This window comes from Bacillus thuringiensis, from assembly GCF_001455345.1.
Classification (GTDB): domain Bacteria; phylum Bacillota; class Bacilli; order Bacillales; family Bacillaceae_G; genus Bacillus_A; species Bacillus_A thuringiensis_N.
On the sequence record NZ_CP013274.1, the window covers coordinates 2,243,654 to 2,268,075 of the forward strand.

Below are 24,422 nucleotides of genomic sequence, written 5' to 3' on the forward strand. Positions count from 1 at the left end.
ATGAGTCATTCCTTTTTTCATAGATTAAATTGCCTGTTTTTTATTATTTTCTTTCAATTTCTCTGCTTGTAAAAAGCGATTCGTTTCAGCAACAACAATACTACTTAATCCAATTAGACCAATTAAGTTTGGAATGGCCATAAGTCCATTTGCAATATCAGCAAATGTCCATACGATTCCTAGTTTTAAATTCGCACCAATAGCAATCATGACAATAAAGATTGCTTTATAATATTTAACAGCACTTTCTCCAAATAAATAAGCTACACATTTCTCACCGTAATACGACCAGCCTAAAATAGTAGAGTAGGCGAATAAAATAATTGCGATACCAAGAATCATACTACCAGCAGTACCGAATACAGATTGGAACGCAAGTGTTGTAGCTTCAACGCCAGTTTTACCAGATTTCCATGCACCTGTAGTAATTAATACTAGCCCTGTAATTGTACATACAATAAACGTATCTAGAAAAGTACCAGTCATTGAAACTAAAGCTTGCTTTGCAGGTGAATCAGTTTTTGCAGCCGCCGCGGCAATAGGTGCACTCCCTAAACCAGCTTCGTTCGCAAATACGCCGCGCGCCATTCCGATTTGAATAGCTGATGCAACTGTTGCACCAATAAAACCACCAGCAGCTGCAGTACCGTTAAATGCACCAGAAAAAATAAGTGAAAATGCTTCTGGAATTTGATCGTAGTGATAGAAAATAATAATAAGGCCAGCAATGATATAAAAGAAAGCTTTAATAGGAACTACATATCCTGTTACTTTCCCGATTTTTTTTACACCGCCTAAAATAACGATAGCGATTAAAAATGACATTACTATACCAGTTAAAGCAGGAGGGAAAGAGAAATTAATTCGCATTGCCTCTGCAACTGAATTAGATTGCACCATATTCCCGATACCGAAAGAAGCAGTTGTACCGAATATAGCGAATAAAACTGCAAGCCATTTCTTACCTAAACCACGTTCTAAATAGTACATAGGCCCACCTGAATATTCGCCATTTTCATTACTAACACGGTATTTCACTGCAAGAATTGCTTCGGCATACTTTGTTGCCATTCCAAATAAAGCGGTAATCCACATCCAAAAGATTGCACCAGGTCCACCAATTGTCACAGCAGTTGCAACACCAGCTATATTTCCCATACCAATCGTTGCCGCCATAGCTGTCATAAGTGCTTGGAAGTGGCTAATATCTCCAGAGGAAGATGTATCTTCTGATTTTTTAAAAGCTAGTTTGTGAGCGTATAATAGTTTACTAAACTGTAAACCTTTTAAACGCACTGTGAGAATGATACCAGTACCAACGAGTAACAACAACGTTGGTAATCCCCATACATAGTGATTGATTTGTTCTAATACTTTACTTACTGTCTCCATCGTTATTCTCCTTTTTTAGAAAAAATAAAAACCACTTCAAGTAAATGAAATGGTCTCTGGAGAAACAAGGAATAGAAAAATAAACCGATACAAATCGGCTTTTTCTTTCGCTTGTCTCTGTCCTTTTACCTGAGAGATTATCCGCTAAAGTAGCGGATTTGCTCCTTCGGTGCTCGTTTTCCTCCGCGCTACAAAAAAGCGAGAGGGAGTCTCTCCAGAGATTCGTCCCCATGCAGTTCTACTTGTAACCAAGACCTGAGAGTTTCAAAGTTGATTCAGCAACTTTTTGCCCCGTCGGTAGATCAATAGATCTTCTCCTGAATGGTTCATCCGAATTATAAAATTTATAAAAGCATTGATTGTAAATCAATAAAAATATTATAGACAGACAAAATGTGAATTGCAATCTTTTTTTATTTTAAAATAGTAAACAGTTTTATTTTTTTGCAAGTCCTAATTTCTCTTCAACTTCAGTTAAAGTAGATAAAGCAACGACAATATGTTGATCTGCAAGCCCTAAAGCATGTTTTGTTTTTTCAATAGTTTCACTGGTTGGAGTAGAGTTATTTACTCCGTCTCTAATCAAATTTGTTGCATTTTTCATGAAATTTGATGCGGATTTAAACTGAGTTGTGAATTCAATTAGTTGTTTTTGTATATTTATATCTGTTATGTTTTCTTCGATTTTAAGCGTGTCTATTTCGTTCATAATTGTTTCATATTGTTTGGAAACAGCATTCATTGTAACTAATAGTTTATTTCTATCTACTGAATCTCCATTCGTGTTAATCTCTTCCCAAGCAGGCAACCAATCTTTTTCGATGATGTCATTATAATTAGTAGTCAATTCATTAATTTTAGGTTGCAATTTAGTTTTGAAAGTTTTTGTATCCGCTGTTTCTACAGTTGCTTTTTCGTTGTTATTTTTACCATTAGTAACGTAGAAAATTGTACCGAAAATGATGAAAATGGAAATAACAACTGTCCATTTAGTAAAAAGTAATTTCTGCAATATGTAACGCCTCCAAAATTTAAAAACTTATAATTATAATATATAACAATAATGTTGTTTCATGTAGAGAAAATAGGTTAGAAATGATTTAAATTATATCTTTTCTATACACGAATAATTAAAGTTAGTAAAATGATAAAAGAAATATGTGAGAAAAGAGGAATTTTAGTGAAAATGAATAGAAGAAAACTAGTTTCAAATATTTCAATGACTATGCTGTTAATTAGCTTAATTGCAATCATATATTTAGACAAAGAATCTAAAATTGAAGATTTTCCAGTACCAATGTCAGCAATCCATATTAACGATGATAAGGAAGAGAATTATAAATATATAAGTATAATGCCTATTACAAAGGCAAGTGAATGGGAGAACTTAGGGGAAAACGGGCATACTGTTAGTTTTAAAAAAGGTGAGCGGAAAGTAACAGTATTACATTATCCGGGAGAACTAACGTATTATATATTTGAAAAATAATTGATAATAAAAGAGATAGGAAGTGAATGATATTGTAGGATTGTTTACTTTCTATCTCTTTTGATTTTTAATTCTGAATTATTTAAATTATAATTACTATGTGTATAGAATAAAATAATATTTAGTATGGAGATGAGATGATAAATTGCCAAATATAAAAAAGATAGGTCGTTTTTGTCCTACTGATGATGAAGGATATATTATAAATGATGCACATATTGAAAAAGTTCAACCTATATTTATGGAGGTAATACAAGAAATAAAAAATACTTGTTGTGAATTGTTACAGGATGATTTACACAGTGTTTATATAAGAGGCTCAATTCCAAGAGGGATTGGAATTAAAGGTATTGCTGATATAGATGTAATTATATTAGTGCGAAGGGATCCTAAATTAATAGACTTAAGTTGGCGAAGGAAACTAGAAATTCAAATTTTGCAAAAATTTAATTGTATAACAGGAGTGGAATTGAGTTTTTACAGTGAAAAAGAAGTGATAAATTCCAAGAGTTTTTCTTTTATAAGCTTCATGATACAGACACATGGAGTATGTATATTTGGTGAAGATGTAACAATGTCTTTACCTAAATATAAAGTAAGTCAGGAGTTAGCCTATGAACATCTTATTCAATTGGGGAAACAAATTGGACAAGCACGCAAAGAGTTAATACATAATAAAGGCGTGGAAGATATAGCGGATTGTTGTCGTTGGATTATGAAGATAATAATCAGGTCAGGTCTAGCATTGACAATTGAGAGAGAGGGACTTTACTCCAGAGACTTATATCCTGCCTATGAATTATTTAGTAAGCATTTTCCCGAACAAGAAAAAAATATGAGAAAGGCATTACAATATGTAATTGAACCGATAAATGATATAAATGAAATTTTATTATTTTTAAGTACGTTTGGTGAATGGCTGATAGAAAGAGCGGATGCTTTTTTGAATACTATAGATAACTAGAAGGATATAATTATGTTATGTAAACAAACAGACGATCTAAGTGTTCGTGATTTTGCAGACTATTATGGGATTCCGAAAGACGTGGCAACAGGAAGTTCAAATGGATGTTTAACAGCGTATCTTTTAAAGTATCGTTGTTTGGAACAGAAAAGATAAATATGCGTGTTGAACAAGGATACGAGATGAAATGGTCCTCTTTAATACATATAAGAGCTGAAGAAATAGAGAGTAAAAATAATGTTCGTTTAGGGGAAAAGTAGAAAGTATTGCAGATGGGAAATGGAATGTAAGATAAGGGGGAATTAGATATGCTACTAAAAACAATCTACTGTAAGGTGGAAGAAGAGAAAAAGGAATTATTTTCAAAAGCACAAGAACAATGGCGTGATATACAGCACCTAGATGGTTTCCATGGACAATTTGGTGGATGGAATAAAAGTGAGGCATGCGTATTTACTTTATGGGAAGATAGAAGTGCGTATCAATCATTTATGAATGGTGCTCACGATACAATTTATTTAAATAGTAAACAAGAGGATACGTTTCTTTCATGTGAAATTGAATTATTTCAAACGTTGTATGATATAACTGATACGCATTTGAAAGACGTTGTTACAGAAGGATCATTCGTAAGAGTTGCTATATGTGATGTAAAGGTGGAAAAGGAAAAGTATTTTTTACATAAGCAAGAAACAATTTGGAATAAAGGAATGGAAAAAGCAAAAGGAATGTTAGGTGGAGTAGTTGGGAAGTCTTTAAAAAATGAAAATCGTTACATAGTGTTAACGTATTGGAAAGATGAAAAGACGCATCAACATTATATGGAAGAGATGTTCCCAGATTTATATAAATTAGCTAATATTCATGAAGATATAGAAGATATAAGAGGTAAACAAGCTATATGTAAGGAAGAATGGTTTGTATATTAAACAAAGAAAAAGTGCATAAATGAATGTATAATAAAGATATTTTCTTATAAATGAGTAATTAATAGAAGACGTTATATACCCTTTCATGTTAATATATTTAAGTTATAATAGGAGGCTTACCTTTTTGTATTGTACGGTAGAAGCAGTGTGAGCTTGAAATTTTTTTGAAAAGGATGTGCCTAATTTGCGTATCAATAAATTTATTAGTGAAGCTGGAAAAGCGTCTCGACGTGGAGCAGATAAATTAATTAATGAGAGAAGAGTAATTATTAACGGTAAGGTTGCAAAAATTGGTGACCAAGTGAATCCAGGTGACGATGTACGCGTAAATGGAGAGCAACTTCGTATTGCTCGAGATCACGTATATATCGCTTTAAATAAACCAGTAGGTATTACATGTACAAGTGAAAAATCAGTAAAAGGTAATATTATCGATTTAGTGAATCATCCATTACGAATTAGTCACATTGGACGTCTTGATAAAGACTCAGACGGTTTAATTTTGTTAACGAATGATGGTGATATCGTTAATGAAATTTTACGTGCTGAAAACAAACATGAGAAAGAATATATCGTTTCAGTAGATAAGCCAATTACACCTGATTTCCTAGAAAAAATGGCAGCTGGTGTGAAAATTTTAGGAACGAAAACACTTCCTTGTGAGATCACACAGTTATCAAAATATGAGTTTAAAATTATTTTAACACAGGGGTTGAATCGCCAAATTCGTCGTATGTGTGAAGCTTTAGGTTATCAAGTATACACGTTAAAACGTACGAGAATTATGAATATTGAATTGAATAATTTACCAGTTGGGCAGTGGAGAGATTTAACGAAGAAAGAGAAAAGACGTCTATTTGCAGACTTAAATTACGAACCACAAGATTGGTAAAATTGAGAAGAGGAAACCAAAAATCTATTTTTGGTTTCTTTTTTTATTAAATAAAAAATCTTTTTTTAACACTTGCAAAAATAAAATGAATAAGATATAGTAAATAACAATTAATGGATGTAATTATAAAAAGCAAAGAAAAGGACACGAGTTATTTTCCCCGGTTATACAGAGAAGGAAGGAAAGCTGAGAACTTCCTAACGCAGAAAAATAACTTACCACCTTAGAGCTGCACTAGGGAAACGAAGTATCTAGTGCCGTGTAAGCGACGTTATCGCAAAAGAAGCCATTATGTTTTTTGTGATGGGAATCTGGGTGGAACCACGGATATAAGCATATTCGTCCCTATTTTAGGGATGAATATGCTTTTTTGCATTCAATTTCATAATAAGCGAAGAAAAGGACACGAGTTATTTTCCCCGGTTATACAGAGAAGGAAGGAAAGCTGAGAACTTCCTAACGCAGAAAAATAACTTACCACCTTAGAGCTGCACTGGGGAAATGAAGTATCTAGTGCCGTGTAAACGACGTTACCGTAAAAGAAGCCATTGTTTGCAATGGGAATCTGGGTGGAACCACGGGTATAAGCACGCTCGTCCCTATTTTAGGGATGAGTGTGCTTTTTATTATGAAATGGAGAGATGAAAAATGAAAGAACAAATGATTGAAATTAAATTTCCAGATGGTAGCGTGAAAGAATTTGTAAAAGGAATTACTTTAGAAGAAATTGCGGGATCCATTAGCAATAGTTTAAAAAAGAAAGCAGTCGCGGGGAAAGTAAATGATGGGTTATATGATTTACGCCGTAATATTGAAGAAAATGCAGAAGTAGAAATCATTACTCTAGATTCAGATGAAGGTGTAGAAATTGCAAGACATTCTGCGGCACATATTTTAGCGCAAGCTGTAAAAAGATTGTATGGTGATATAAATCTTGGGGTGGGGCCTGTTATTGAAAATGGATTTTATTATGATATGGATCTTCCAAGTAGTGTAAACGTAGAAGATTTACGAAAAATCGAAAAAGAAATGAAAAAGATTATAAATGAAAATGTAAAGATAGAACGAGTTGAGGTTTCTAGAGAAGAAGCAGCTAAACTGTTTCAAGAAATGAACGATCACCTGAAATTAGAACTGTTAGAAGCAATTCCAAATGGGGAAAGTGTAACACTTTATAAACAAGGTGAATTTGTAGATTTATGTAGAGGGCCACATTTACCATCTACAGGTTATTTGAAAGCATTTCAATTAACTCACGTTTCCGGTGCATATTGGCGAGGTGATAGTAATAACCAAGTGCTTCAGCGCATATATGGTGTTGCATTCTCTTCCCAAAAAGAATTAGAAGAGTATTTACATTTCGTTGAAGAAGCAGCAAAAAGAAATCATCGTAAATTAGGTAGTGAGCTTGAGTTATTTATGTTTTCTGAAGAGGCTCCAGGAATGCCATTTTATTTACCGAAAGGACAAATTATTCGTAATGAGTTAGAAGCATTTTTAAGAGAAATTCAAAAAGAGTACAATTATCAAGAAGTACGCACTCCGTTCATGATGAACCAAGAAGTATGGGAAAGATCAGGGCACTGGGGACATTATAAAGATAATATGTATTTCTCAGAAGTGGATAATAAAAGTTTTGCATTAAAACCGATGAACTGCCCAGGACATATGCTTATGTTTAAAAATAAATTGCATTCTTATCGCGAATTACCGATTCGTATATGTGAGTTTGGTCAAGTACATCGCCATGAATTTAGTGGGGCGTTAAACGGATTATTAAGAGTACGTACTTTCTGCCAAGATGATGCACATTTATTTGTAACTCCAGAACAAATTGAAGATGAAATTAAATCTGTAATGGCGCAAATCGATTATGTATATAGAACTTTTGGATTCGAATATGAAGTAGAACTTTCTACTCGTCCAGAAGATTCAATGGGTGATGATAAATTGTGGGAGCAAGCAGAGGTAGCATTAGCAAATGTATTACAATCATTAAATTATAAATATAGACTAAATGAAGGTGATGGTGCATTTTACGGACCGAAAATTGACTTCCATATTAAAGATGCTTTAAATAGAAGTCATCAGTGCGGAACAATCCAGCTAGATTTTCAAATGCCAGAGAAATTTGATTTGAATTATATAGATGAGAAGAATGAAAAGAAAAGACCAGTTGTCATTCACCGGGCAGTATTAGGATCTTTAGACCGCTTCTTAGCGATATTAATTGAGCACTTTGGAGGAGCGTTCCCTGCTTGGGTAGCACCAGTTCAAGTGAAAGTTATTCCAGTATCGAATACAGTCCATGTACAATATGCAGATGAGGTTACTGATAAGTTCGCTCAAGCTGGCATTCGTGTTGAACGAGATGTGCGAGATGAAAAATTAGGATATAAAATAAGAGAAGCACAAATGCAAAAAGTTCCTTATGTTCTTGTTATTGGAGATAAGGAAATGGAGAACGGAGCTGTAAATGTACGTAAATATGGGGAAGAAAAATCAGAAGTTGTTGAACTAAGTGTATTTGTGAAAAGTATAAAAGAGGAAATAAAAAATAAGAAATAGTGATTGATAATAAAATACACCATTAACATGTATTACTGAATTTAAAGTAAATAAAGAACCATAATAAATGATGAAGGGATAGCTTAATTGCTATCCCTTCATCATTTATTGCCATATACTTCATCTCAAACTGTTAAATCATTTTCTGATTTTATATGAATGGCTTCTTGTAAGAGCTTTTGGAGAACTGCAGCAAAAATTGCAATCACGATAGAGCAGAAAATAATGATCAGTCCAATTGGTATAAAACTTGGAGGGTCAATTTTTTTTGCCATAAGATAGTAGAGTGGCATACCTAGCAAGTATATGGTACCAATCGTGAGAGCACAGTGTTTTATATTTTTTAAAGCCTTTACTGATAATTCCGAGAACGCTTTGTTCTTATCAATATAGCTTAAAAGTTTAAACGCTTGATACTGGGCGAAGTAAAAAGGTATCGCTGCTACGTACATATCGATTAAAACGAGAGATTTCATATAAGCAATAGCTGGATACAATTCTCCAGCGAAATTCCCGATTTTAGGTATTAAAAATATGCACAATGCAAGTACTACTATACCTATAAAAACAATAGCTAGCTTTAAAAAGAGTGTTGTAACTTGTTTCATAAGAAGCACCTCGTTTTATCCCGCTTTAATGGGCAGTAAGACCCCTACCTCAAAATTCAGCGAAAGCAAAGAAGTTAGGTGGGGGGCGGGCTGCCCATTAAAGTCCGATTGGTTCAACTAATAATCAGTGGGGATGGAGAAACCCCCCACTGATTAAAGTTTCACTTTATTTAATGACAACATGATTTTATCATATGATTTATCGTTTTGGAATAAAATTATATTGTTTTTTAACTTATTATTGTTGTTATTTATGTATCTTATTAAATTTGAGAAAAATAAAAAGCCTTTCTCACTACAAAGAAAGGCCCCTTATGAAATGATCTGTAATTTTTTTACCTTACAAAAATGTAAGGTAAATGTAAGCGAAATCGAAGGAATGAGTTGTAGAAAAATGAGAATATGAAGTAGGAAATAGGTTCATGTAACCTGTAGAACTCTACTTGAATGAATAATTAAAAAATTCTTAAGGATTTACATGAGAAAAAGATAAGAAATATGTGAGAAATTAAATTTATACAAAAGGGATGGAGTGAAAGAAATGTCAACAAATGTAGTTACTGTAGAAAGTGTAGAAAAAACGTATGGGAAAAGAAATGAGAATCAGTCAAAGGCATTAAGGGGTGTGTCATTAAGTATTAAAGAAGGTGAATTTGTCGGGATTATGGGTCCTTCTGGATCTGGAAAAACGACTTTACTGAATGTGATTAGTACATTAGATCAAGCTACGGGTGGCAGTGTGACAATAGCTGGTACAAATATTACTTCTATGAAGGGGAATGCATTATCAGATTTTCGATCTCAAAAATTAGGGTTCATCTTTCAAGATTTTAACTTACTAGAAAACTTATCAATTTATGAAAATATTGCTTTACCACTTTCTCTGCAAGGTGTACCTTCAAGTGAGATTACTGGAAAGGTAAATGAGGTGGCGAAGAAATTAGGAATTACTGAAATTTTAACAAAATATCCAACTGCTGTTTCTGGTGGACAAAAGCAAAGAACAGCGGCAGCACGAGCGTTAGTACATAATCCAGCAATCGTATTAGCTGATGAACCGACAGGAGCGCTTGATAGTAAAAATGCAAAAAGTTTATTAGAAGCGATGCAAGATTTACATGAAAATCATAATGTAAGTATTTTGATGGTTACGCACGATGCATTTAGTGCGAGTTATTGTGAACGTATTTTATTTATTCAAGATGGTCTTTTATATAAAGAATTAAAGCGTCAAGGAACGCGAGAAAGTTTCTATCAAGACATTTTAGGTGTGCTCGCTCATATGGGCTCAGCTGCTGAGTCTAAGTAGGGGGGCGAAACTATGTTATTCAAATTATCCCGTCATAGTATGAAAAAAATGTTAAAAGATTATATGGTTTTACTTATCGGTCTCGTTATTAGTATTAGTATTTTTTACATGTTCCAAACGATGGCGATGAATAGTGAATTTACGAAAGATAATAGTCTTATTAGTAGTATAAGACTCGTATTCTGGGTAGGTGCAATACTATTATCTTTCATTACTGTATTTTATATTATATATGCCAATTCTTTCTTACTCACATTAAGAAGAAAAGAACTCGGTATGTACATGATGCTTGGTGCGAAAAAGAAAAAAGTGGCACAATTATTATTTATTGAAACATTCGGTATGGGTATTGTCAGTATTATTATAGGAATTTTAGTAGGGATGTTACTTGCGAGTGTAGCAGGAAACTTTTTAATGAATGGTATGGAAATTTCAGCAAAGGGTAGTTATTCATCTGTATATACACCAGCAATCATAGTTACAGCTATATTCTTTTTAATATTATTTTTTATTACTGGTTTAATGAATAGTATCCGTTTATTACGTAAAACAGAATTAGAATTAATACGTGAAGATGAAACACTAGATGAAGTGAAGAAAAGTAAAACTCGCATTATTATAATGACTGTACTGGGTGTATTACTAGTAAGTACAGGATACTATTTTATGGTAAATATAAAAACGTTTGCTGAACTCGGTTTTATAATAGCGACAATCGTTACAACACTTGGAACATATTTTATCTTTAGTTCATTACTCCCATTTTTTGTGATGAAAATTAAAGGGAATAAAAGACGAAATGAAACGGGCTTAAATAGTTTTACATATGCACAGCTACGCTTTCGAGTAAATAGTTTATCGAGAGTATTAGGTACTGTAGCAATGTTAATTGCATTAGGAGCAGGTGCGATGACAGCAGGTATGGCGTTTCAAAAAAATGTAGGTATTATGACAGACTTCTCACGTGTGTATGATGTCGTAATTCATGATCCGAATGAACAAGATACAGCTGCCTTAAAAGAAATGGAAATTGTTGAAGAAAGCAAGTACAAATATAAAGTAGATGGAGAAGCGGTTTATTACTTACGTAACGACTTAACTGCGAAACCGCCACTTGTTTCAGACCACTTTGATACAAAAACTTTAAAAGAGCCTGTTCGTAAACGTGTGACTGAACCTTTAACTGAACCTGTATATTCTGCTTTAGAGGCCCCTGAATTAGCAAAATTCCCTCGTATGCCGAGAGATTGGGAAGATGCAATTGTAAGAGAGATACAAATTACACATAATCAATTTAACGGAAAACCTGTAAGAATTGCAGATGAAGCGCATTATAAAGGAATTCAAGGAACAGAACACAATGTAACATTAGCAAAAGTAGATGATATGAAAAAGTATAAACCGTTGTTGATCGAAATAGATAAGAGACAAAAAGAACAAATTGAAAAAACAACAGGTACAAAAGTAGACTTGTTTACGAAAATGACAATTTATCAATTTATGAACAGTTTCATGAGCGGAACAATGTTTATGGGATTTTTCCTCGGAATTGCATTTTTAGCAATGATGGCTAGTTCGCTTATGTTCAAAATATTAACAGGTGCTTCTCGTGATGTACGCCGTTATGAAATGTTACGAAAAATCGGTGTGAGACGTAGTATGTTAACGAAAAGTATTTATAAAGAAATTTCATATTTATTTATCTTCCCAGCAATCATTGGAATTTCCCACGTGTTAGTAGGGCTTAACTTATTTAGCTTTATATTAGTTGATCCATTTGTAAAAGTGTGGGTGCCAATCGGGATATTCTTAGTCATTTATTTCATCTATTACTGGATAACAGTTCAACTTTATAAAGGTATGGTAATGCCGAAAGAAGAAGTAGCGAAATAGTTTATGAAAAGAGTCCTTGTTTGAAAACAAGGGCTTTTTTTCTATATTTGTAATACCTGTGATCAAGTTTTTCTATGATTAATGTATTGAAAATTAAGAAAATATTAAGAGTTTATATAGCGGAATGTTAAGAAGTGTATGGGATATTAATAATGTAGTTTTATAGAATTAAATTGTTATTTTTACAAATTTATAAGAAAGGATACATCATATGAAGAAGATAAAAAAATTAATAACATTTATTGGAGTCATAACTACACTAACACTAATGGTAGCGCTAGTATTGCCTACATGGACCTCGCAAATAAAAGGGAAAAACAGTATAAGTATATTAGAGCAAGTAGAGATAAATGGGAGTGGGCATGAAATAATGATACGCGGCAAAGATAAGAACAATCCAGTTATTATTTTTGTACATGGTGGACCTGGTTCTTCAGAAATACCATATGCTCAAAAGTATCAAAAATTATTGGAAGAGAAATTCACTGTAGTTAATTATGATCAAAGAGGAAGCGGGAAATCGTATCATTTCTTTGAGGACTATTCAAATCTTACATCAGATCTTCTTGTAGAGGATGTATTAGCTATGACAGAGTATATTTCAAAACGTATGGGAAAAGAAAAGGTAATATTAATTGGTCATTCTTACGGTACATATATTGGAATGCAAGCTGCTAATAAAGCACCTGAAAAATACGAAGCGTATGTTGGCATCGGGCAAATGAGTGATACAGTAGAAAGTGAAATGGATAGTTTAAACTATGTGATTGAACAGGCACAAAATGCTCGGAATACAGATGAGGTTTCCTATTTAAATGGATTGACTGAAAAAATTAAAAATGGCGATACATACACTCCGCGAAATTATGTTGCGAAATATGGTGGAACATCAAGACGCATTGAAAATCCAGACGGTGATAACATCGGGATGTTACTCAGTAATGAATATAACTTGTTTGACGTAATTCGTTATAACGTTGGATTATCAAAATCTCAAACAATCTTATTAGAAAAGGATTTAAAGAATCCATTGCCTACTAAGGTGACGAAACTGAAGCTACCGTTTTATTTCCTTATGGGGAAATATGACTATAACACTTCATCTCATGCAGCAAAAACATATTTTGATACGATTGAAGCAGATCAAAAAGAATTTATTACTTTTGAAAAATCCGCGCATTATCCGCAATTTGAAGAGAAGGAAAAGTTTTATGAGTGGATGTGCGATACATTCGCAAAATAAATAAAGTGTATCCGAATTATAGAGAATTAAAAAAGTGAGCGAGATATATCATAAAAAAAAGCGAAGTTAAATAAAAAAGACTCTTGTATAAAAAAACAAGAGCCTTTTTTATAATGTTCTCTATATAGGAGGAAAAGATTGGATAATGGTCGAAAAATATAATATAACTTCCGAGAAATGACTAAAATAATACTATTTTGTCGAGAGAAAGGATACGAAGTATGAAAGAAATGCTACAGTTATTTCGCAACAAAGTGTATGCACGTTTTTTTCTAGCGAATATTTTAGAACGACTTGGTTCTATGATTGCTGGAATTTCTTTAATGTTTTACTTGTTAGATCAATACGGAAAACAACCAGTTTACGCAACGATGACACAAATTATGATTGCGTTACCTGCATTAATCTTTTTTCTATTAGTAGGGACAGTAGTGGATCGTTTTGATAGACAACGTATTTGTACGGTAAGTAACATATGTTGTTCGCTCTGTAATATTGGAATCCTAATTTCGCTTTATTACGGGATAATTATACTAGTCTTTATATTTTTATTTTTAGAAAATGCATGTATACAATTTTTCTCTCCATCAGAACAGTCGATGATACAGGGAGTAGTTGAATCAGACCAATACGGTGCAGCAGCGGGTATGAATCAAATGGTAAATAGTTTGTATGCTTTGTTTGGTGTAGGAATTGCAACGATGGTGTACTGGACTTTTGGAATTTACGGGAGCATTTTAGTAAATACGCTCACTTTTATTATGAGTGGTATTTTGATTCAAACGATCTCCATTCCAGAAAAAGTTCGTTTACCAAATGGGAGAACAAAATGGAAAGAAGTTAATTTGAAGATGTTAATAACAGAGTTTAAAGAAGGAATTAGGTATATATACCTAAATGAAACTTTAAAAAAATTACTATTAGGATTTATCGTATTTGGCTTATTAAATGGTATTTTAAGCGTATCTACTACTTACATATTAAAATACAAATTAGCACCAACAACGTATGAAAGTTTAGCAATGGTGGGCGGTGTAGTTGGAGGGATTTCATTACTAATTGGAAGCATAGTAGCAACAAGTATAGGTAAGAAATATGCTCCTAAACCTATTATTGTATTTGGTATGGCAGGTTCAGGGATCTTCTTCGGTATGTGTTACTTTGTAAATCACGTATGGTCTTTTTATGTATGTATTGCTTTTGCGACTTTCTTTTTACCGTTTATTAATGTTGCAATCATGGGCTGGATGTATGAAATTGTAGAAGAGTCATTCATGGGACGTGTACAAAGCTTGCTTAGTCCATTAACGACAGGATTCCAGCTTTTATCTCTCGGTGCGATAGCAATGTTATTCCCAAAATGGATTCGTGCAGATACATTGTATATTATTTTATTTGGTTTATTATTATTTGTTACATGTTTATATCAAGCAATTCTACCAAGTGGGCAAAAGCAAGTACATGCTGTAGCTAAAGAGATGTGATATATTTAGTTTTTGTTTCTGTTTCTGAATATTTTATCGAACGGTAAGGGGAAATCGTTATGTTGATGAGAATGGTTAAGTGGTGTGGGATTACTTGTTTACAACTAGTAGCTGCAATTTTATGTATAATCTGTCTAGGTGCGCTACCGCGTTTATTTAAGGGATTGCAAATTGATTTAATCGGTTTTTGGAACACGATTGTCTTTCTTGGAGGGAAGATACTTCAACCGGGTGAAATTACCTATGGATTTCGAGACTCAAGAAAATTATTTCCGCAAATATGGATTCATTATTTTGAAACGATGATTGTATTTCTATCAGCGTTTTTACTATCTTTGCTTATAGCGTATATACTTGTCGTTTGGGTATTGCAGCGTTCTCATATGAAACAGAAAATGTGGAACGGGGTTTTTCTTACGCTTGAGAGTATACCGGATATTTTACTTATTTTATTATCGCAACTTCTTGTCGTAATTATGTTTCAAAAAACAGGATTTATGCCGGTCAAACTGGCTGGATTAGGGGAAGAAAGGATACGTTTGTTACCAATTATATGTCTTACAATACCAACAACATTATTGTTTATTAAACTGTTGTTATTACGGTTTAAAGAAGAATTAGAGAAAGATTATAGTTTATTTGCCAAGAGTAAAGGGCTAAGCTTACGGTATATTTTGACACATCATATTTCAAGAAATGTTTTATTAACGACAATTTATTACGCGAAAACAAATATTTTATTTATGCTTTCCAATTTATATATTATTGAATGGATATTTAATACATATGGTATGTTTGTTTTCGTAAAAGAAAATTCTAAATTAGAAATATTTACAGTGAGTCTAGTAATATTATACGTACCGCTTTTTATACTATTTCGTATATTACATACGCTTTTACAAAATGTTATAAAGGAGCATGTGTAACATGTGGCAAGTTGTAAAAAGAGATGTAAGATTTTGGATAGGTATTACTTTTTTGAGTGTACTAATGATTGTTAGTATTGGATATACGGTGTTTTTTGATGGGAATATTCGTGAACTTACGATGATGTATAACGAAAAAGGGGAACTAGAGGCAGCTCCATTTTCACCATCAAGTAAATTTTGGTTTGGAAGTGATGTGAAAGGCCGCGACCTTGTTCAATTAATAATAGAAGGCGCGAAATGGACAGTTGGAGCGAGTATCATTATAGCGATTTTACGAGTTATAGTTGGAGGGGGAATTGGTTTACTTCTTGGTATGTATGGTAAACGTTCTTTTCCAGTTATTTCATCTTTTTTTGATCCTTTTAGTATTGTACCGATGGTTATGATTTCTTATTTTATGTTAAATGAAGTTTTAACGTTTGATAGTGGAGCAGAAGTTGTGCCGTTATATTTGCGTGTGGCATTTCAAATTATAATTCTTGTATTTCTTGCGGTACCAACGGTTATGTTGTATGTAGCGCAAGAAGTAAAACGTATAAAGAAAGAAGAATTTATGTTGGCAGCTACTGTGCTCGGCGGAAGTAAGTGGCAGAGGTTGAAGCGCCATATATGGCCGCATATGTTACCGCCGTTTCTTTTATTAGTTGCCCAACAATTTGTGAGTACTCTCTTACTTCTTTTACACCTTGGTTTGTTGCAATTATTTTTTGGTGGAACAATAACCTTCAGTGGAATGGATCCAGATAGTGTAACGAAAGAATGGACGGGCCTAATTGGTCAAAACTTCCGCCATTTAACTACACATACATGGATTGTACTTATACCGATTGCTTTTTATAGCATGACTATATTAGCGGGAAATCTAGTTAGTAATAGTATGCAAGATGCGATTAAACTAGGAAATGTAAAAATACCTAAGAGCAAGGATAAAGAAGTAAAGGAAGAGAAACAAGTACAACATACTGTGAATGATTTTTCTTTCTATAGAGAGATACAAAAATAAAGAAAGATAGCTGAAGACAAATCGTTTTCAGCTATCTTTTTTCGCTTAAAGTGGAGGTAAATCAATCTTACCTTCTTCAAATAATTCTTTTATCATATGCTTCGTATAACCAGCGGCTTGACCAAATGTGATTTTTGCTGGCATTGGTGCTTCGTTAGCATCTACAACTACATCAATAATACATGGTTTATTTTGTTTTACTGCATTTTCGAAAGCGGGAAGTAGTTCATCTAAATTCTCAACACGGTATCCAATACCTCCACACGCCTCTGCATATTTTGCGAAATCTGGGTTCGTTAAGTCTGTTTCGAATTCGATATTACCCATAACTTCTTGCTCGAATTTAATCATCGCAATTTTATTATTGTTTAATACGACGACAACGATTGGTAATTTATATTTTACAGCTGTTACGAAGTCATTCATCGTCATTCCAAATCCGCCATCACCACAAACTGCAAATACTTGTTTATCCGGGAATGCAATTTTTCCAGCAAGAGCACCAGGTAAACCGCAACCAAGTGTTGCGAGCCAGCTAGAAATGACAAATTGCTGGTTTGTCATACGGAAGTGCCTTGCGGTCCATACTGTTACATTTCCGACATCGACTGATAGAATTGCGTCATCATGTGCTACTTGCTGCAGAGCATGCATAACGCGTTGTGGTTTAATTGGAATGGAAGAGTCTTCTTCTTGATCGTGTAATTTTTCTTCCCACTTTTTCATCATTTCTTGGTGATGTTCTAAGAAGGAATGGTCTGTGTGTTCTTCAACATTTTCAATTAACCATCGTAATGTTTTATCAGCATCACCAGCTAAACCAATATCTGTCGCATAACGTTTCCCGATTTGGGCAGGATCTGTATCGATATGAATTGTTTTTGCTTTTTCAGGTAAGAAGCCGGTGAACGGATAAGAAGTACCGACCATAATTAAAGTATCTGCATGCTTCATTGCTTCATAAGAAGGTTTCGTTCCAATTAATCCTAATCCACCAATACAAAGAGGGTGTTCATCAGGAATAATTCCTTTAGCTGGTAATGTAAGTACGATTGGAGCACCAATATATTCTGCCAATGCAAGTAAAGATTCTCTCGCATGTTTTGTTCCTTTTCCAGCTAAAATCACAGGCCTTTTCGCTTCATTTATTGCGAGTTTCGCTGCATCTAAATCTTCTTTTTGTGGAAACAACTCAGGCAAAGTAAAAGAAGTATTTGTAACACGGGCATCATTTTTTACTTCGAATTTCGGGACATCATCTGGAATTGTAAGAACGGATACACCTTTTTTTGTATAAGCCATTCGAATTGCTTGATTCACGACAGCAGGTAGTTGCTCTGCTGACATAATACGCTGGTTATAAACCGCAACATCATCAAACATTCTTTCTAAATTTACTTCTTGGAAAAAGTCCGTTCCAAGTAAATCGGTTTCTACTTGACCTGAAATTGCTAGAACAGGGGCTTTATCGAGTTTCGCATCATATAAACCATTTAATAAATGAATAGCACCGGGTCCTGCAATTGCCATACAAACGCCGAGTTTTCCTGTTAATTTCGCATAGGCAGCCGCTGCTAATGCACCAGCTTCTTCATGGCGAACTTGAATGAATTTAATTTTATCTTGTTTTTTTCTTAAAGCTTCAATGATAGAATTGATGGAATCTCCAGGCATACCGTATATGTGCTCTACTCCCCAATCAATTAATAAATCAACTAATGCTTCACCGGCTGTTTTCCCAAACATAATTGTTCCTCCTTATAATAGGTAGATAACATTATGTTTTGAATAAAAAGGAAAAATATACAAGTAAGAAATTTATCTGGTTATTTGTAATCCAAGAATCAGTGTGGGAGGAACAAAAGTTTCACTTTAGCAACTTTAATGATGACCAGCGAATAAAGTGAACACTGTTATTAGTAAAAAACCACTAGTTGCCCACATTAGAAATGTAAGGAAAGAGAGCTGTTTCTTAGCTTTCCAAAGCATTTCATGAATCGTTACATAGCCAAGTGAACCGATAGCACTTCCCATAATGAGGCCTTGCAGGTGAAGAGCTTTTCCTTCCATCAAAATGCCAAAAACTGTGCCAGTACCGAGAATAAGAGAAAGTAATAAAGTCGTTAATAAAAAGGAAATATATTTATGTTTTGTAAAGAGAAATGGAATAATTAAAGCTAATCCTTCTGGAATATGGTGAACGACGATTGCTATTAAAAAAGGTATGGCAGAGTCAGCATGATTAATAAAAGCTGTACCTAGTGCAAATCCACTCGGTATATTATGAATAAATATAGCGAAAGACAGAAAAAGGAAGGTTTGCCAAGCTTGTTGATCTTTTTTATGTATCATTGGATGGTGACAATAGTTATCTAATAAGCTCATAATTAAAATACCGATAGCTATACCAAGTATAGGTCCAATCATTTCATAGCTTGAAAATGTTTCAGGAATAATTTCAAGGGATAAAAGCCCAAGTAAAATTCCGCCACATAATGCATATAAACGATGCATTTTTTCTTCAATTAGCTGGCGGGTAGCAATGCCAACAGCACCGCCTAATAATAAGCCGCCAAATGAAAAAAATGTAACTATCATTGGAATCCATAATCGTTCCATAGTATCACACTCCGATTCTTCCACCTTATTTTTAGCTTACGAAAAGGAAAGTTAGATTAGTCCAAGTAATTGTGTTTGATTATAGAGAAAAAACTAATAATTCTTTATAATTTATATATTAAATTTAAGTGGAAATATGAAATGGGGAATAAGTTTGCAAACAAAATGAAGTCTATCGGAATATGAAAATCCAAAACGATATGATATAGAAAATAAAAGTTTATCAGATTTTCCGTTTTTACTATCATGGGCACAAAAACTAAATATACAAAATGAATGGATTCTAGATCTTGCCTGTGGTACAGGAAGAGTTACAATTCCATTTATAGAAAATGGATATCAAATGATTGGTGTAGATATACATGAAGGCATGCTTGCTGAAGCAAAGACAAAAACTACGGGTTGTAAGAAGGTAAAATGGTTACAACAAGACTGTTTACAATTAAGCATGAATGAAACAATTCCGTTAGCATTTATGGTGGGGCACGGATTCCAGCATTTCCTTACGAATACAGATCAAGATCAGTTATTAACATCTATTCATCACGTATTAGCTGAAAATGGTATATTCATATTCGATACACGTTTTCCTTCAAAAGAAGAATTAATACAGCCATCTACAGAAGAATATTGGACAACTATTAGTGATGAAAAGGGAAGAAAATGTGATTTATATACTGAAATGACATACGATTCAATTCCACAAATACAGCACTACATAACAACAAGAAGGTTTTATGAGGAGAATACGCTAGTAGAGGAAATAAAAACAACGATAGATCTTCGTTATACGTACCCGCAGGAGTTAGAAAGATTATTAGTGGCGAATGGTTTTGAATTATTACATATATATAATGATTGGGAAGGCAATGAGTTAGGGAAAGGTTGCTATTCTATGGTAGTAGTTTGTCGGAAGAAAAAATAGTATTATTTTAAAAATATGAATGTGAAAAGCCTTTAAGGAGAGGGGAAAATGACTTGGTACTTAGATAATGTTTATGAATTAAATAAAGAAGCGCCCTATACATTCTATCTTCCTAGCTCAGAAGTTTTGGAGAAATTAAAGGTTGGAGATTTGGTAAAGCTAATTTTTGTATCTAAAAATGAGGAAGAAGATGGATTTAATGGTGAAAGAATGTGGGTTGAAATCATTGAAAGAAATGAGAAGAAGTTTGTAGGGGAACTGAGCAATGAACCATATCGCTTAGATTTAAAAATAGGTGATAAAATTTCATTTGGAATTGAAAATATATGTGATACGGAATATAACGATACACCTTCAAAAGATTGGGATTTTTACTTTGATACGAAAGTAATTGTTAGTAATGATGTACTTGAATAAAGAGAATTTAACTTTATGCTTAAAGAGGATTCAAGAGGAGAAGGTGATTCTGGTTGGTCAATATTAAGTGGCTATGAAAGTGATGACTATGTGAATGATCCTAAAAACTTTCAAATTATTTCAATTGGATTCATATTGAATATAGATGATACTATTTTGAAATTTCTTGAGGAACCACCTTTATGTGCATATGAAAGAAATGATAAAGGTAGTTTTTATAAGATTGAAGACTATGATTGGGATACTTATTTATATGGATAGAAAAAGTTATTACGTTTTAAAGAAAGCAATATAAATTCACGCTATGTGCTTGATAAAGGTTCTACAGATAATAATTCAAGAGAGTAATAGTAAATGGAGGAACAAATGATGCAACAAATTAAAAAAATAGGAAACTCATTTTGGTATATGACACCTGTTTCTGAAACAGATAGACCTATATTAGGAATGGTTGTTGGAAAAGAAAAAACTTTAATGATCGATGCAGGGAATTCAGAAGAACATGCACAATTATTTTTAGAAATGTTAAAAGAACAAAATGTATCAAATCCTGATTTCGTAGCACTAACGCATTGGCATTGGGATCATATTTTTGGATTATCTGTACTACAAGATGCATTGTCAATTGCGCATGCTGAAACGAAAAAAGAAATGCAGTCACTAGTATCTTATGAATGGACAGATGATGCGTTGGATGCACGCGTAAAAGAAGGTACTGAAATTGCATTTTGTGCGGATTGCATCAAAAAAGAGTTTGAAGAAAAAGAGAGAAATATTAAAATTATTCCTCCGACCTTAACGTTCCAGGATCAAATTGAATTAGACCTTGGTGAAGTGACATGTGTGTTAAAACATGTCGGCGGAGATCATGCACATGATTCGGTTGTTATTTACGTGAAGGAAGAAAAGATTTTATTTTTAGGAGACTGTATATATGCAGACATTTTTTCTTCAAAATGGAACTATACGACGAAACGAACGTTTAAATTAATAGAAGAGTTGGAGGAATTTGATGCTGAAACCTATATCCTTTCTCATGGGACAGCTATAAATCGGGATGAGTTTTTACAAGAAATGTGTTTACTAAAAACAGTAGGAACTTATACGGAAATACATAAAGGCGATGAAGGGAAGATAAAGGAAGCGTATAAACGAGACATAGATAGAGAATTAAATGAAGATGAACTAGAAACAATAACGTTTTTTGTAAATGGTTATGGAATGAAAAATCAGTAAGACACTACATGAATCCAATGAAATTAAATTAAATTGCAAAAAAAAGAGTATTGAAATGTAATTCAATACTCTTTTCAATAGTTAAATATGTAGTTTCAACCAAATTCTAAATGAGGGATCATTGTCTGGAGGGGTTTCATTCTATGTATTTTTCGTATTGATAGTGGTTCAACTAGAAGCTTTCTTTGCTAATTCAGTTATATAGTTAAAAAATTCATTGTGGTTTACATCATATACTACATTTACAGGTCGCCCACCATCAAATTCCACTGTACGCCCCTGACTTGGTCCATATGTATGAACGATACTATTAATCGTTTTGGTTTTCGCGAGGTTAGTGTTTCCGACAAGCGCAGTTGTTAGTACGTCCCACAAGTAGTAAGTAGAGTTCGTTGAAAAGTGAACGAGGGGCGGAACCATCGCATAGCATTGGCCAAGGAAATCTACACCAATATACTTTCGTTCTTTTGCCCAACGTTCACGTATGTCTATAGTTAATGGAACTTGGTTTGTACTTTCTAGTGTCACTAAGTCGATTTCAATTTTTGATTCCCATGCACGAGCTACTGCTTCAGGGTCCCAAAATGAATTCCACTCAGCTGTTCCATCATGCTCTGGTTCATGTACATTGCCTGCGGTAAGAAATGTACCACCCATCCAAACGAGACGTTCAATTTTATCTTCTATTATGGGAGCTTCATATAATGCACGAGCAAGGTCAGTTAGGGGTCCTGTAAATAATAAAGTTGTTTTTCCTTCAGTTTGTAGAAGCGTTTCTATTAAGTGATGATGTGCAGGCTTTGCTACTACAGGTGTTACAACTTTTCCAGCCTCATTTAAAATTGGTAAAGCATCTACATAAAATGCATGCATTCGCCAGTCTTTTGGAAATGGATTTTTCGCACGGGAATTTGATGCGGCTACTTCAATATATTCTTTGCTGAAGCGATCAATAATTTTGCGACTTGCAGACATTGCTGGTTCCAAATAGCAATCAGCAGGGATAACTGAAACACCTGTAAGTTTGACATTATCCATCTGAAGTAATAAAAATAGTGAAATTAAATCATCTACACCACCATCATGATTGAAGTACACTTTTTTTATCATTGTAATCTCCATCCTTTTTGATTTAGTTAGAAATTAAACATGAATTGAGGAAAAGTCATCAATAATTTCAACCACTTCAATTTCGCCATTAATGAGTAGCTCAGGCAGTTCGTTATTCATATTTCCTTTCCAATATTCTCTAGCTTGTTCCATTTTTTGAGAAAAAGGAATAGCATCTTCTTTCGGTAAAAGATTCCCGTCACCTTCAAAAGAACTTCCGATTACTCGTAGTTTAACAATCTGCAAAACTTCTCGATTGTAAGAATCAAATAATGCTTTCCATTTTAAAGTATCTTCATAGCTTTTAGCAGCATATAAACAAGACAATCTTGATGGATAATCAGGGTATTCTTGCAGCCTAACCATTTCCACAATCGTTTCTCTAATGGCCCTAATTGTTTGATCCATGTAATTCATAACTGCTGTAGCATTTTCATTCTTTATATGTAATTCTTCATTTGTATAATGTTCTTTTAAAATTTGTATAGAATCTTCACCACTAGAATTCAAATGTTCTCTTTCAAAAAAGAAGTGGAATAGCGTATTCGTTTGATTTTTATTAAATTGAATGCTTTGTCCGATCTTCATTTTTTTCCTTGTTACGATATGATATACGAAAAATCCTTGTTCATTCATGGTTCTCCTCCTAGTAGTAATGTTTAAATTTAGTAATTCAACATTGAAATATATAAAACCTTTATAAATAAAAGTGAGAATTTGAGTTGAAAGTAAAGAAAATATATGCAAACGCTTTAAATTTGTTCACAAAATGTTCACTTACGAAGGGGGTTTCAATATCGATATAATGACAAAGACTCAAAGAGAGAGGATGATGAATTTTGCCAACAACAAGAAAAGAAAACCTCCAATTTGGTATGATGATGTGCCTTGGGATGGTTATCGTAATGACGTTTTACAATTTACTAATGAATGGATCGGGAGGGCCAATTCATATTAAGGAGATCGCATTAGAATTATTAATCGGATTCATTATTGCACTATTAATTGAAATATGTATCGTTGGACCTTGTGCGAAAAAAATTGTATTCATGTTACCGTTTGATAAATCGAAGAAAGTAAATATTATTATTACGATGGCGACAGTTATGGTCATTGGAATGGTATTCGTTATGTCTTTTTACGGAATGGCTATGATGTATTTACATGGTGGACTGCAAGGAGACTCATTCGTTTCAATGTATTTCTCGATTTTTATTAAAAACTTCATTATGGCGTATCCATTGCAATTAATTATTATGGGACCGCTTGTACGTTTCTTATTTGCAAAGTTTGTTATGAAAAAGAAATCTATTAATGTAGCGTAATTTTCATTTATAAAACATTATATATAAATAATGAATATAAAACACATCTCGCATTTTTGAGGTGTGTTTTTTTGCTCATTCCAAGTT

At 33.4% G+C, this 24,422-nt stretch carries 22 protein-coding genes, 1 pseudogene, 1 riboswitch and 2 other annotated features; of the genes and pseudogenes, 16 read left to right on the forward strand and 7 right to left on the reverse strand.

All coding sequences use genetic code 11. The annotated features are described in order from the left end of the window. Positions 1-24: 24 nt before the first annotated feature. Together ATN06_RS11730 and ATN06_RS11735 are read right to left on the reverse strand one after the other, a co-directional pair. Positions 25-1,392, reverse strand: a complete 1,368-nt coding sequence (locus ATN06_RS11730; protein ID WP_060630778.1) for an alanine/glycine:cation symporter family protein — start codon at positions 1,390-1,392, stop codon at positions 25-27. A 107-nt stretch (positions 1,393-1,499) separates the two neighbouring features. Continuing rightward, positions 1,500-1,620, reverse strand: a riboswitch (glycine riboswitch). Positions 1,621-1,828: 208 nt separating this feature from the next. Then, positions 1,829-2,404: a hypothetical protein gene (locus ATN06_RS11735; RefSeq protein WP_060630779.1), complete on the reverse strand. Its 576-nt coding sequence runs from the start codon at positions 2,402-2,404 to the stop codon at positions 1,829-1,831. Between the two features lie 132 nt (positions 2,405-2,536). On the opposite strand from ATN06_RS11735, the gene ATN06_RS11740 reads away from it, so the two are divergent. From ATN06_RS11740 to thrS, 6 genes are all read left to right on the forward strand, one after another. After that, on the forward strand, positions 2,537-2,881 hold the full coding sequence (locus ATN06_RS11740; protein ID WP_060630780.1) for a hypothetical protein: 345 nt from the start codon (positions 2,537-2,539) through the stop codon (positions 2,879-2,881). 145 nt (positions 2,882-3,026) lie between these two features. Beyond that, positions 3,027-3,845, forward strand: a complete 819-nt coding sequence (locus ATN06_RS11745) for a nucleotidyltransferase family protein (RefSeq protein WP_060630781.1) — start codon at positions 3,027-3,029, stop codon at positions 3,843-3,845. A 12-nt stretch (positions 3,846-3,857) separates the two neighbouring features. Next, the gene (locus tag ATN06_RS29200; protein ID WP_176225734.1) at positions 3,858-4,001 is read left to right on the forward strand and encodes a PhzF family phenazine biosynthesis protein; all 144 of its coding nucleotides are present in this window, start codon (positions 3,858-3,860) and stop codon (positions 3,999-4,001) included. Between the two features lie 152 nt (positions 4,002-4,153). Beyond that, positions 4,154-4,774 carry a YdbC family protein gene (locus ATN06_RS11755; RefSeq protein ID WP_060630782.1) on the forward strand — a complete coding sequence of 207 codons (621 nt, stop codon included), beginning with the start codon at positions 4,154-4,156 and terminating at the stop codon, positions 4,772-4,774. A 184-nt stretch (positions 4,775-4,958) separates the two neighbouring features. Beyond that, positions 4,959-5,666, forward strand: coding sequence for a 23S rRNA pseudouridine(2604) synthase RluF (rluF, locus tag ATN06_RS11760; protein WP_001222167.1), 708 nt, complete (start codon positions 4,959-4,961; stop codon positions 5,664-5,666). A gap of 126 nt (positions 5,667-5,792) precedes the next feature. Beyond that, positions 5,793-6,016 (forward strand) — a binding site (T-box leader). Between the two features lie 35 nt (positions 6,017-6,051). Next, positions 6,052-6,270 (forward strand) — a binding site (T-box leader). Positions 6,271-6,314: 44 nt separating this feature from the next. Then, the gene (gene thrS / locus ATN06_RS11765) at positions 6,315-8,234 is read left to right on the forward strand and encodes a threonine--tRNA ligase (protein ID WP_060630783.1); all 1,920 of its coding nucleotides are present in this window, start codon (positions 6,315-6,317) and stop codon (positions 8,232-8,234) included. A 125-nt stretch (positions 8,235-8,359) separates the two neighbouring features. Here the strand turns inward: thrS and ATN06_RS11770 are convergent, their stop codons facing one another. Beyond that, complete coding sequence (locus ATN06_RS11770) at positions 8,360-8,842, reverse strand: DUF2975 domain-containing protein (protein ID WP_060630784.1); 483 nt, start codon at positions 8,840-8,842, stop codon at positions 8,360-8,362. Positions 8,843-9,383: 541 nt separating this feature from the next. Between ATN06_RS11770 and ATN06_RS11775 the strand changes: the two genes are divergently transcribed. The 6 genes from ATN06_RS11775 to ATN06_RS11800 all read left to right on the forward strand — a co-directional run bounded on the left by ATN06_RS11775 (position 9,384) and on the right by ATN06_RS11800 (position 16,703). Then, positions 9,384-10,151 carry an ABC transporter ATP-binding protein gene (locus ATN06_RS11775; RefSeq protein WP_000106430.1) on the forward strand — a complete coding sequence of 256 codons (768 nt, stop codon included), beginning with the start codon at positions 9,384-9,386 and terminating at the stop codon, positions 10,149-10,151. Between the two features lie 12 nt (positions 10,152-10,163). Next, positions 10,164-12,044: an FtsX-like permease family protein gene (locus tag ATN06_RS11780; RefSeq protein WP_060630785.1), complete on the forward strand. Its 1,881-nt coding sequence runs from the start codon at positions 10,164-10,166 to the stop codon at positions 12,042-12,044. A 211-nt stretch (positions 12,045-12,255) separates the two neighbouring features. Then, complete coding sequence (locus ATN06_RS11785; protein ID WP_060630786.1) at positions 12,256-13,287, forward strand: alpha/beta fold hydrolase; 1,032 nt, start codon at positions 12,256-12,258, stop codon at positions 13,285-13,287. A 212-nt stretch (positions 13,288-13,499) separates the two neighbouring features. Further along, complete coding sequence (locus ATN06_RS11790) at positions 13,500-14,771, forward strand: MFS transporter (protein ID WP_254904402.1); 1,272 nt, start codon at positions 13,500-13,502, stop codon at positions 14,769-14,771. A gap of 59 nt (positions 14,772-14,830) precedes the next feature. Continuing rightward, on the forward strand, positions 14,831-15,697 hold the full coding sequence (locus ATN06_RS11795; protein WP_060630788.1) for an ABC transporter permease subunit: 867 nt from the start codon (positions 14,831-14,833) through the stop codon (positions 15,695-15,697). A gap of 1 nt (position 15,698) precedes the next feature. Further along, positions 15,699-16,703, forward strand: coding sequence for an ABC transporter permease subunit (locus ATN06_RS11800; RefSeq protein ID WP_060630789.1), 1,005 nt, complete (start codon positions 15,699-15,701; stop codon positions 16,701-16,703). 45 nt (positions 16,704-16,748) lie between these two features. Here the strand turns inward: ATN06_RS11800 and ATN06_RS11805 are convergent, their stop codons facing one another. Then, entirely contained in the window at positions 16,749-18,449 is a 1,701-nt protein-coding gene (locus ATN06_RS11805; protein WP_060630790.1) for a pyruvate oxidase, read from the reverse strand. 135 nt (positions 18,450-18,584) lie between these two features. Next, positions 18,585-19,322: a ZIP family metal transporter gene (locus ATN06_RS11810; RefSeq protein ID WP_060630791.1), complete on the reverse strand. Its 738-nt coding sequence runs from the start codon at positions 19,320-19,322 to the stop codon at positions 18,585-18,587. A gap of 205 nt (positions 19,323-19,527) precedes the next feature. Between ATN06_RS11810 and ATN06_RS11815 the strand changes: the two genes are divergently transcribed. The 3 genes and pseudogenes from ATN06_RS11815 (at position 19,528) to ATN06_RS11825 (ending at position 21,900) form a co-directional block, all read left to right on the forward strand. Further along, positions 19,528-20,247 carry a class I SAM-dependent methyltransferase gene (locus ATN06_RS11815; protein ID WP_234415837.1) on the forward strand — a complete coding sequence of 240 codons (720 nt, stop codon included), beginning with the start codon at positions 19,528-19,530 and terminating at the stop codon, positions 20,245-20,247. 48 nt (positions 20,248-20,295) lie between these two features. Continuing rightward, positions 20,296-20,925 (forward strand): annotated as a pseudogene (locus ATN06_RS11820) (immunity protein Imm33 domain-containing protein). Between the two features lie 108 nt (positions 20,926-21,033). Beyond that, positions 21,034-21,900 (forward strand): MBL fold metallo-hydrolase, encoded by an 867-nt coding sequence (locus ATN06_RS11825; RefSeq protein WP_060630792.1) that lies wholly within the window; start codon positions 21,034-21,036, stop codon positions 21,898-21,900. Between the two features lie 168 nt (positions 21,901-22,068). Here ATN06_RS11825 and ATN06_RS11830 read toward each other — a convergent pair whose 3' ends face one another. After that, entirely contained in the window at positions 22,069-23,010 is a 942-nt protein-coding gene (locus ATN06_RS11830) for a nucleoside hydrolase (RefSeq protein WP_060630793.1), read from the reverse strand. A gap of 33 nt (positions 23,011-23,043) precedes the next feature. Beyond that, on the reverse strand, positions 23,044-23,646 hold the full coding sequence (locus tag ATN06_RS11835; protein ID WP_060630794.1) for a DUF2441 domain-containing protein: 603 nt from the start codon (positions 23,644-23,646) through the stop codon (positions 23,044-23,046). Positions 23,647-23,849: 203 nt separating this feature from the next. Between ATN06_RS11835 and ATN06_RS11840 the strand changes: the two genes are divergently transcribed. Next, the gene (locus ATN06_RS11840) at positions 23,850-24,335 is read left to right on the forward strand and encodes a DUF2798 domain-containing protein (RefSeq protein ID WP_060630795.1); all 486 of its coding nucleotides are present in this window, start codon (positions 23,850-23,852) and stop codon (positions 24,333-24,335) included. Positions 24,336-24,422 lie beyond the last annotated feature (87 nt).

Bases quoted from the DNA above. Each gene is read 5' to 3' on its own strand.
- ATN06_RS11730 (WP_060630778.1), bottom strand. From the start codon at position 1,392: ATGGAGACAGTAAGTAAAGTATTAGAACAAATCAATCACTATGTATGG.
- ATN06_RS11740 (WP_060630780.1), top strand. From the start codon at position 2,537: ATGATAAAAGAAATATGTGAGAAAAGAGGAATTTTAGTGAAAATGAAT.
- ATN06_RS29200 (WP_176225734.1), top strand. From the start codon at position 3,858: ATGTTATGTAAACAAACAGACGATCTAAGTGTTCGTGATTTTGCAGAC.
- ATN06_RS11755 (WP_060630782.1), top strand. From the start codon at position 4,154: ATGCTACTAAAAACAATCTACTGTAAGGTGGAAGAAGAGAAAAAGGAA.
- thrS (WP_060630783.1), top strand. From the start codon at position 6,315: ATGAAAGAACAAATGATTGAAATTAAATTTCCAGATGGTAGCGTGAAA.
- ATN06_RS11770 (WP_060630784.1), bottom strand. From the start codon at position 8,842: ATGAAACAAGTTACAACACTCTTTTTAAAGCTAGCTATTGTTTTTATA.
- ATN06_RS11775 (WP_000106430.1), top strand. From the start codon at position 9,384: ATGTCAACAAATGTAGTTACTGTAGAAAGTGTAGAAAAAACGTATGGG.
- ATN06_RS11780 (WP_060630785.1), top strand. From the start codon at position 10,164: ATGTTATTCAAATTATCCCGTCATAGTATGAAAAAAATGTTAAAAGAT.
- ATN06_RS11785 (WP_060630786.1), top strand. From the start codon at position 12,256: ATGAAGAAGATAAAAAAATTAATAACATTTATTGGAGTCATAACTACA.
- ATN06_RS11795 (WP_060630788.1), top strand. From the start codon at position 14,831: ATGTTGATGAGAATGGTTAAGTGGTGTGGGATTACTTGTTTACAACTA.
- ATN06_RS11800 (WP_060630789.1), top strand. From the start codon at position 15,699: ATGTGGCAAGTTGTAAAAAGAGATGTAAGATTTTGGATAGGTATTACT.
- ATN06_RS11805 (WP_060630790.1), bottom strand. From the start codon at position 18,449: ATGTTTGGGAAAACAGCCGGTGAAGCATTAGTTGATTTATTAATTGAT.
- ATN06_RS11810 (WP_060630791.1), bottom strand. From the start codon at position 19,322: ATGGAACGATTATGGATTCCAATGATAGTTACATTTTTTTCATTTGGC.
- ATN06_RS11825 (WP_060630792.1), top strand. From the start codon at position 21,034: ATGCAACAAATTAAAAAAATAGGAAACTCATTTTGGTATATGACACCT.
- ATN06_RS11830 (WP_060630793.1), bottom strand. From the start codon at position 23,010: ATGATAAAAAAAGTGTACTTCAATCATGATGGTGGTGTAGATGATTTA.
- ATN06_RS11835 (WP_060630794.1), bottom strand. From the start codon at position 23,646: ATGAATGAACAAGGATTTTTCGTATATCATATCGTAACAAGGAAAAAA.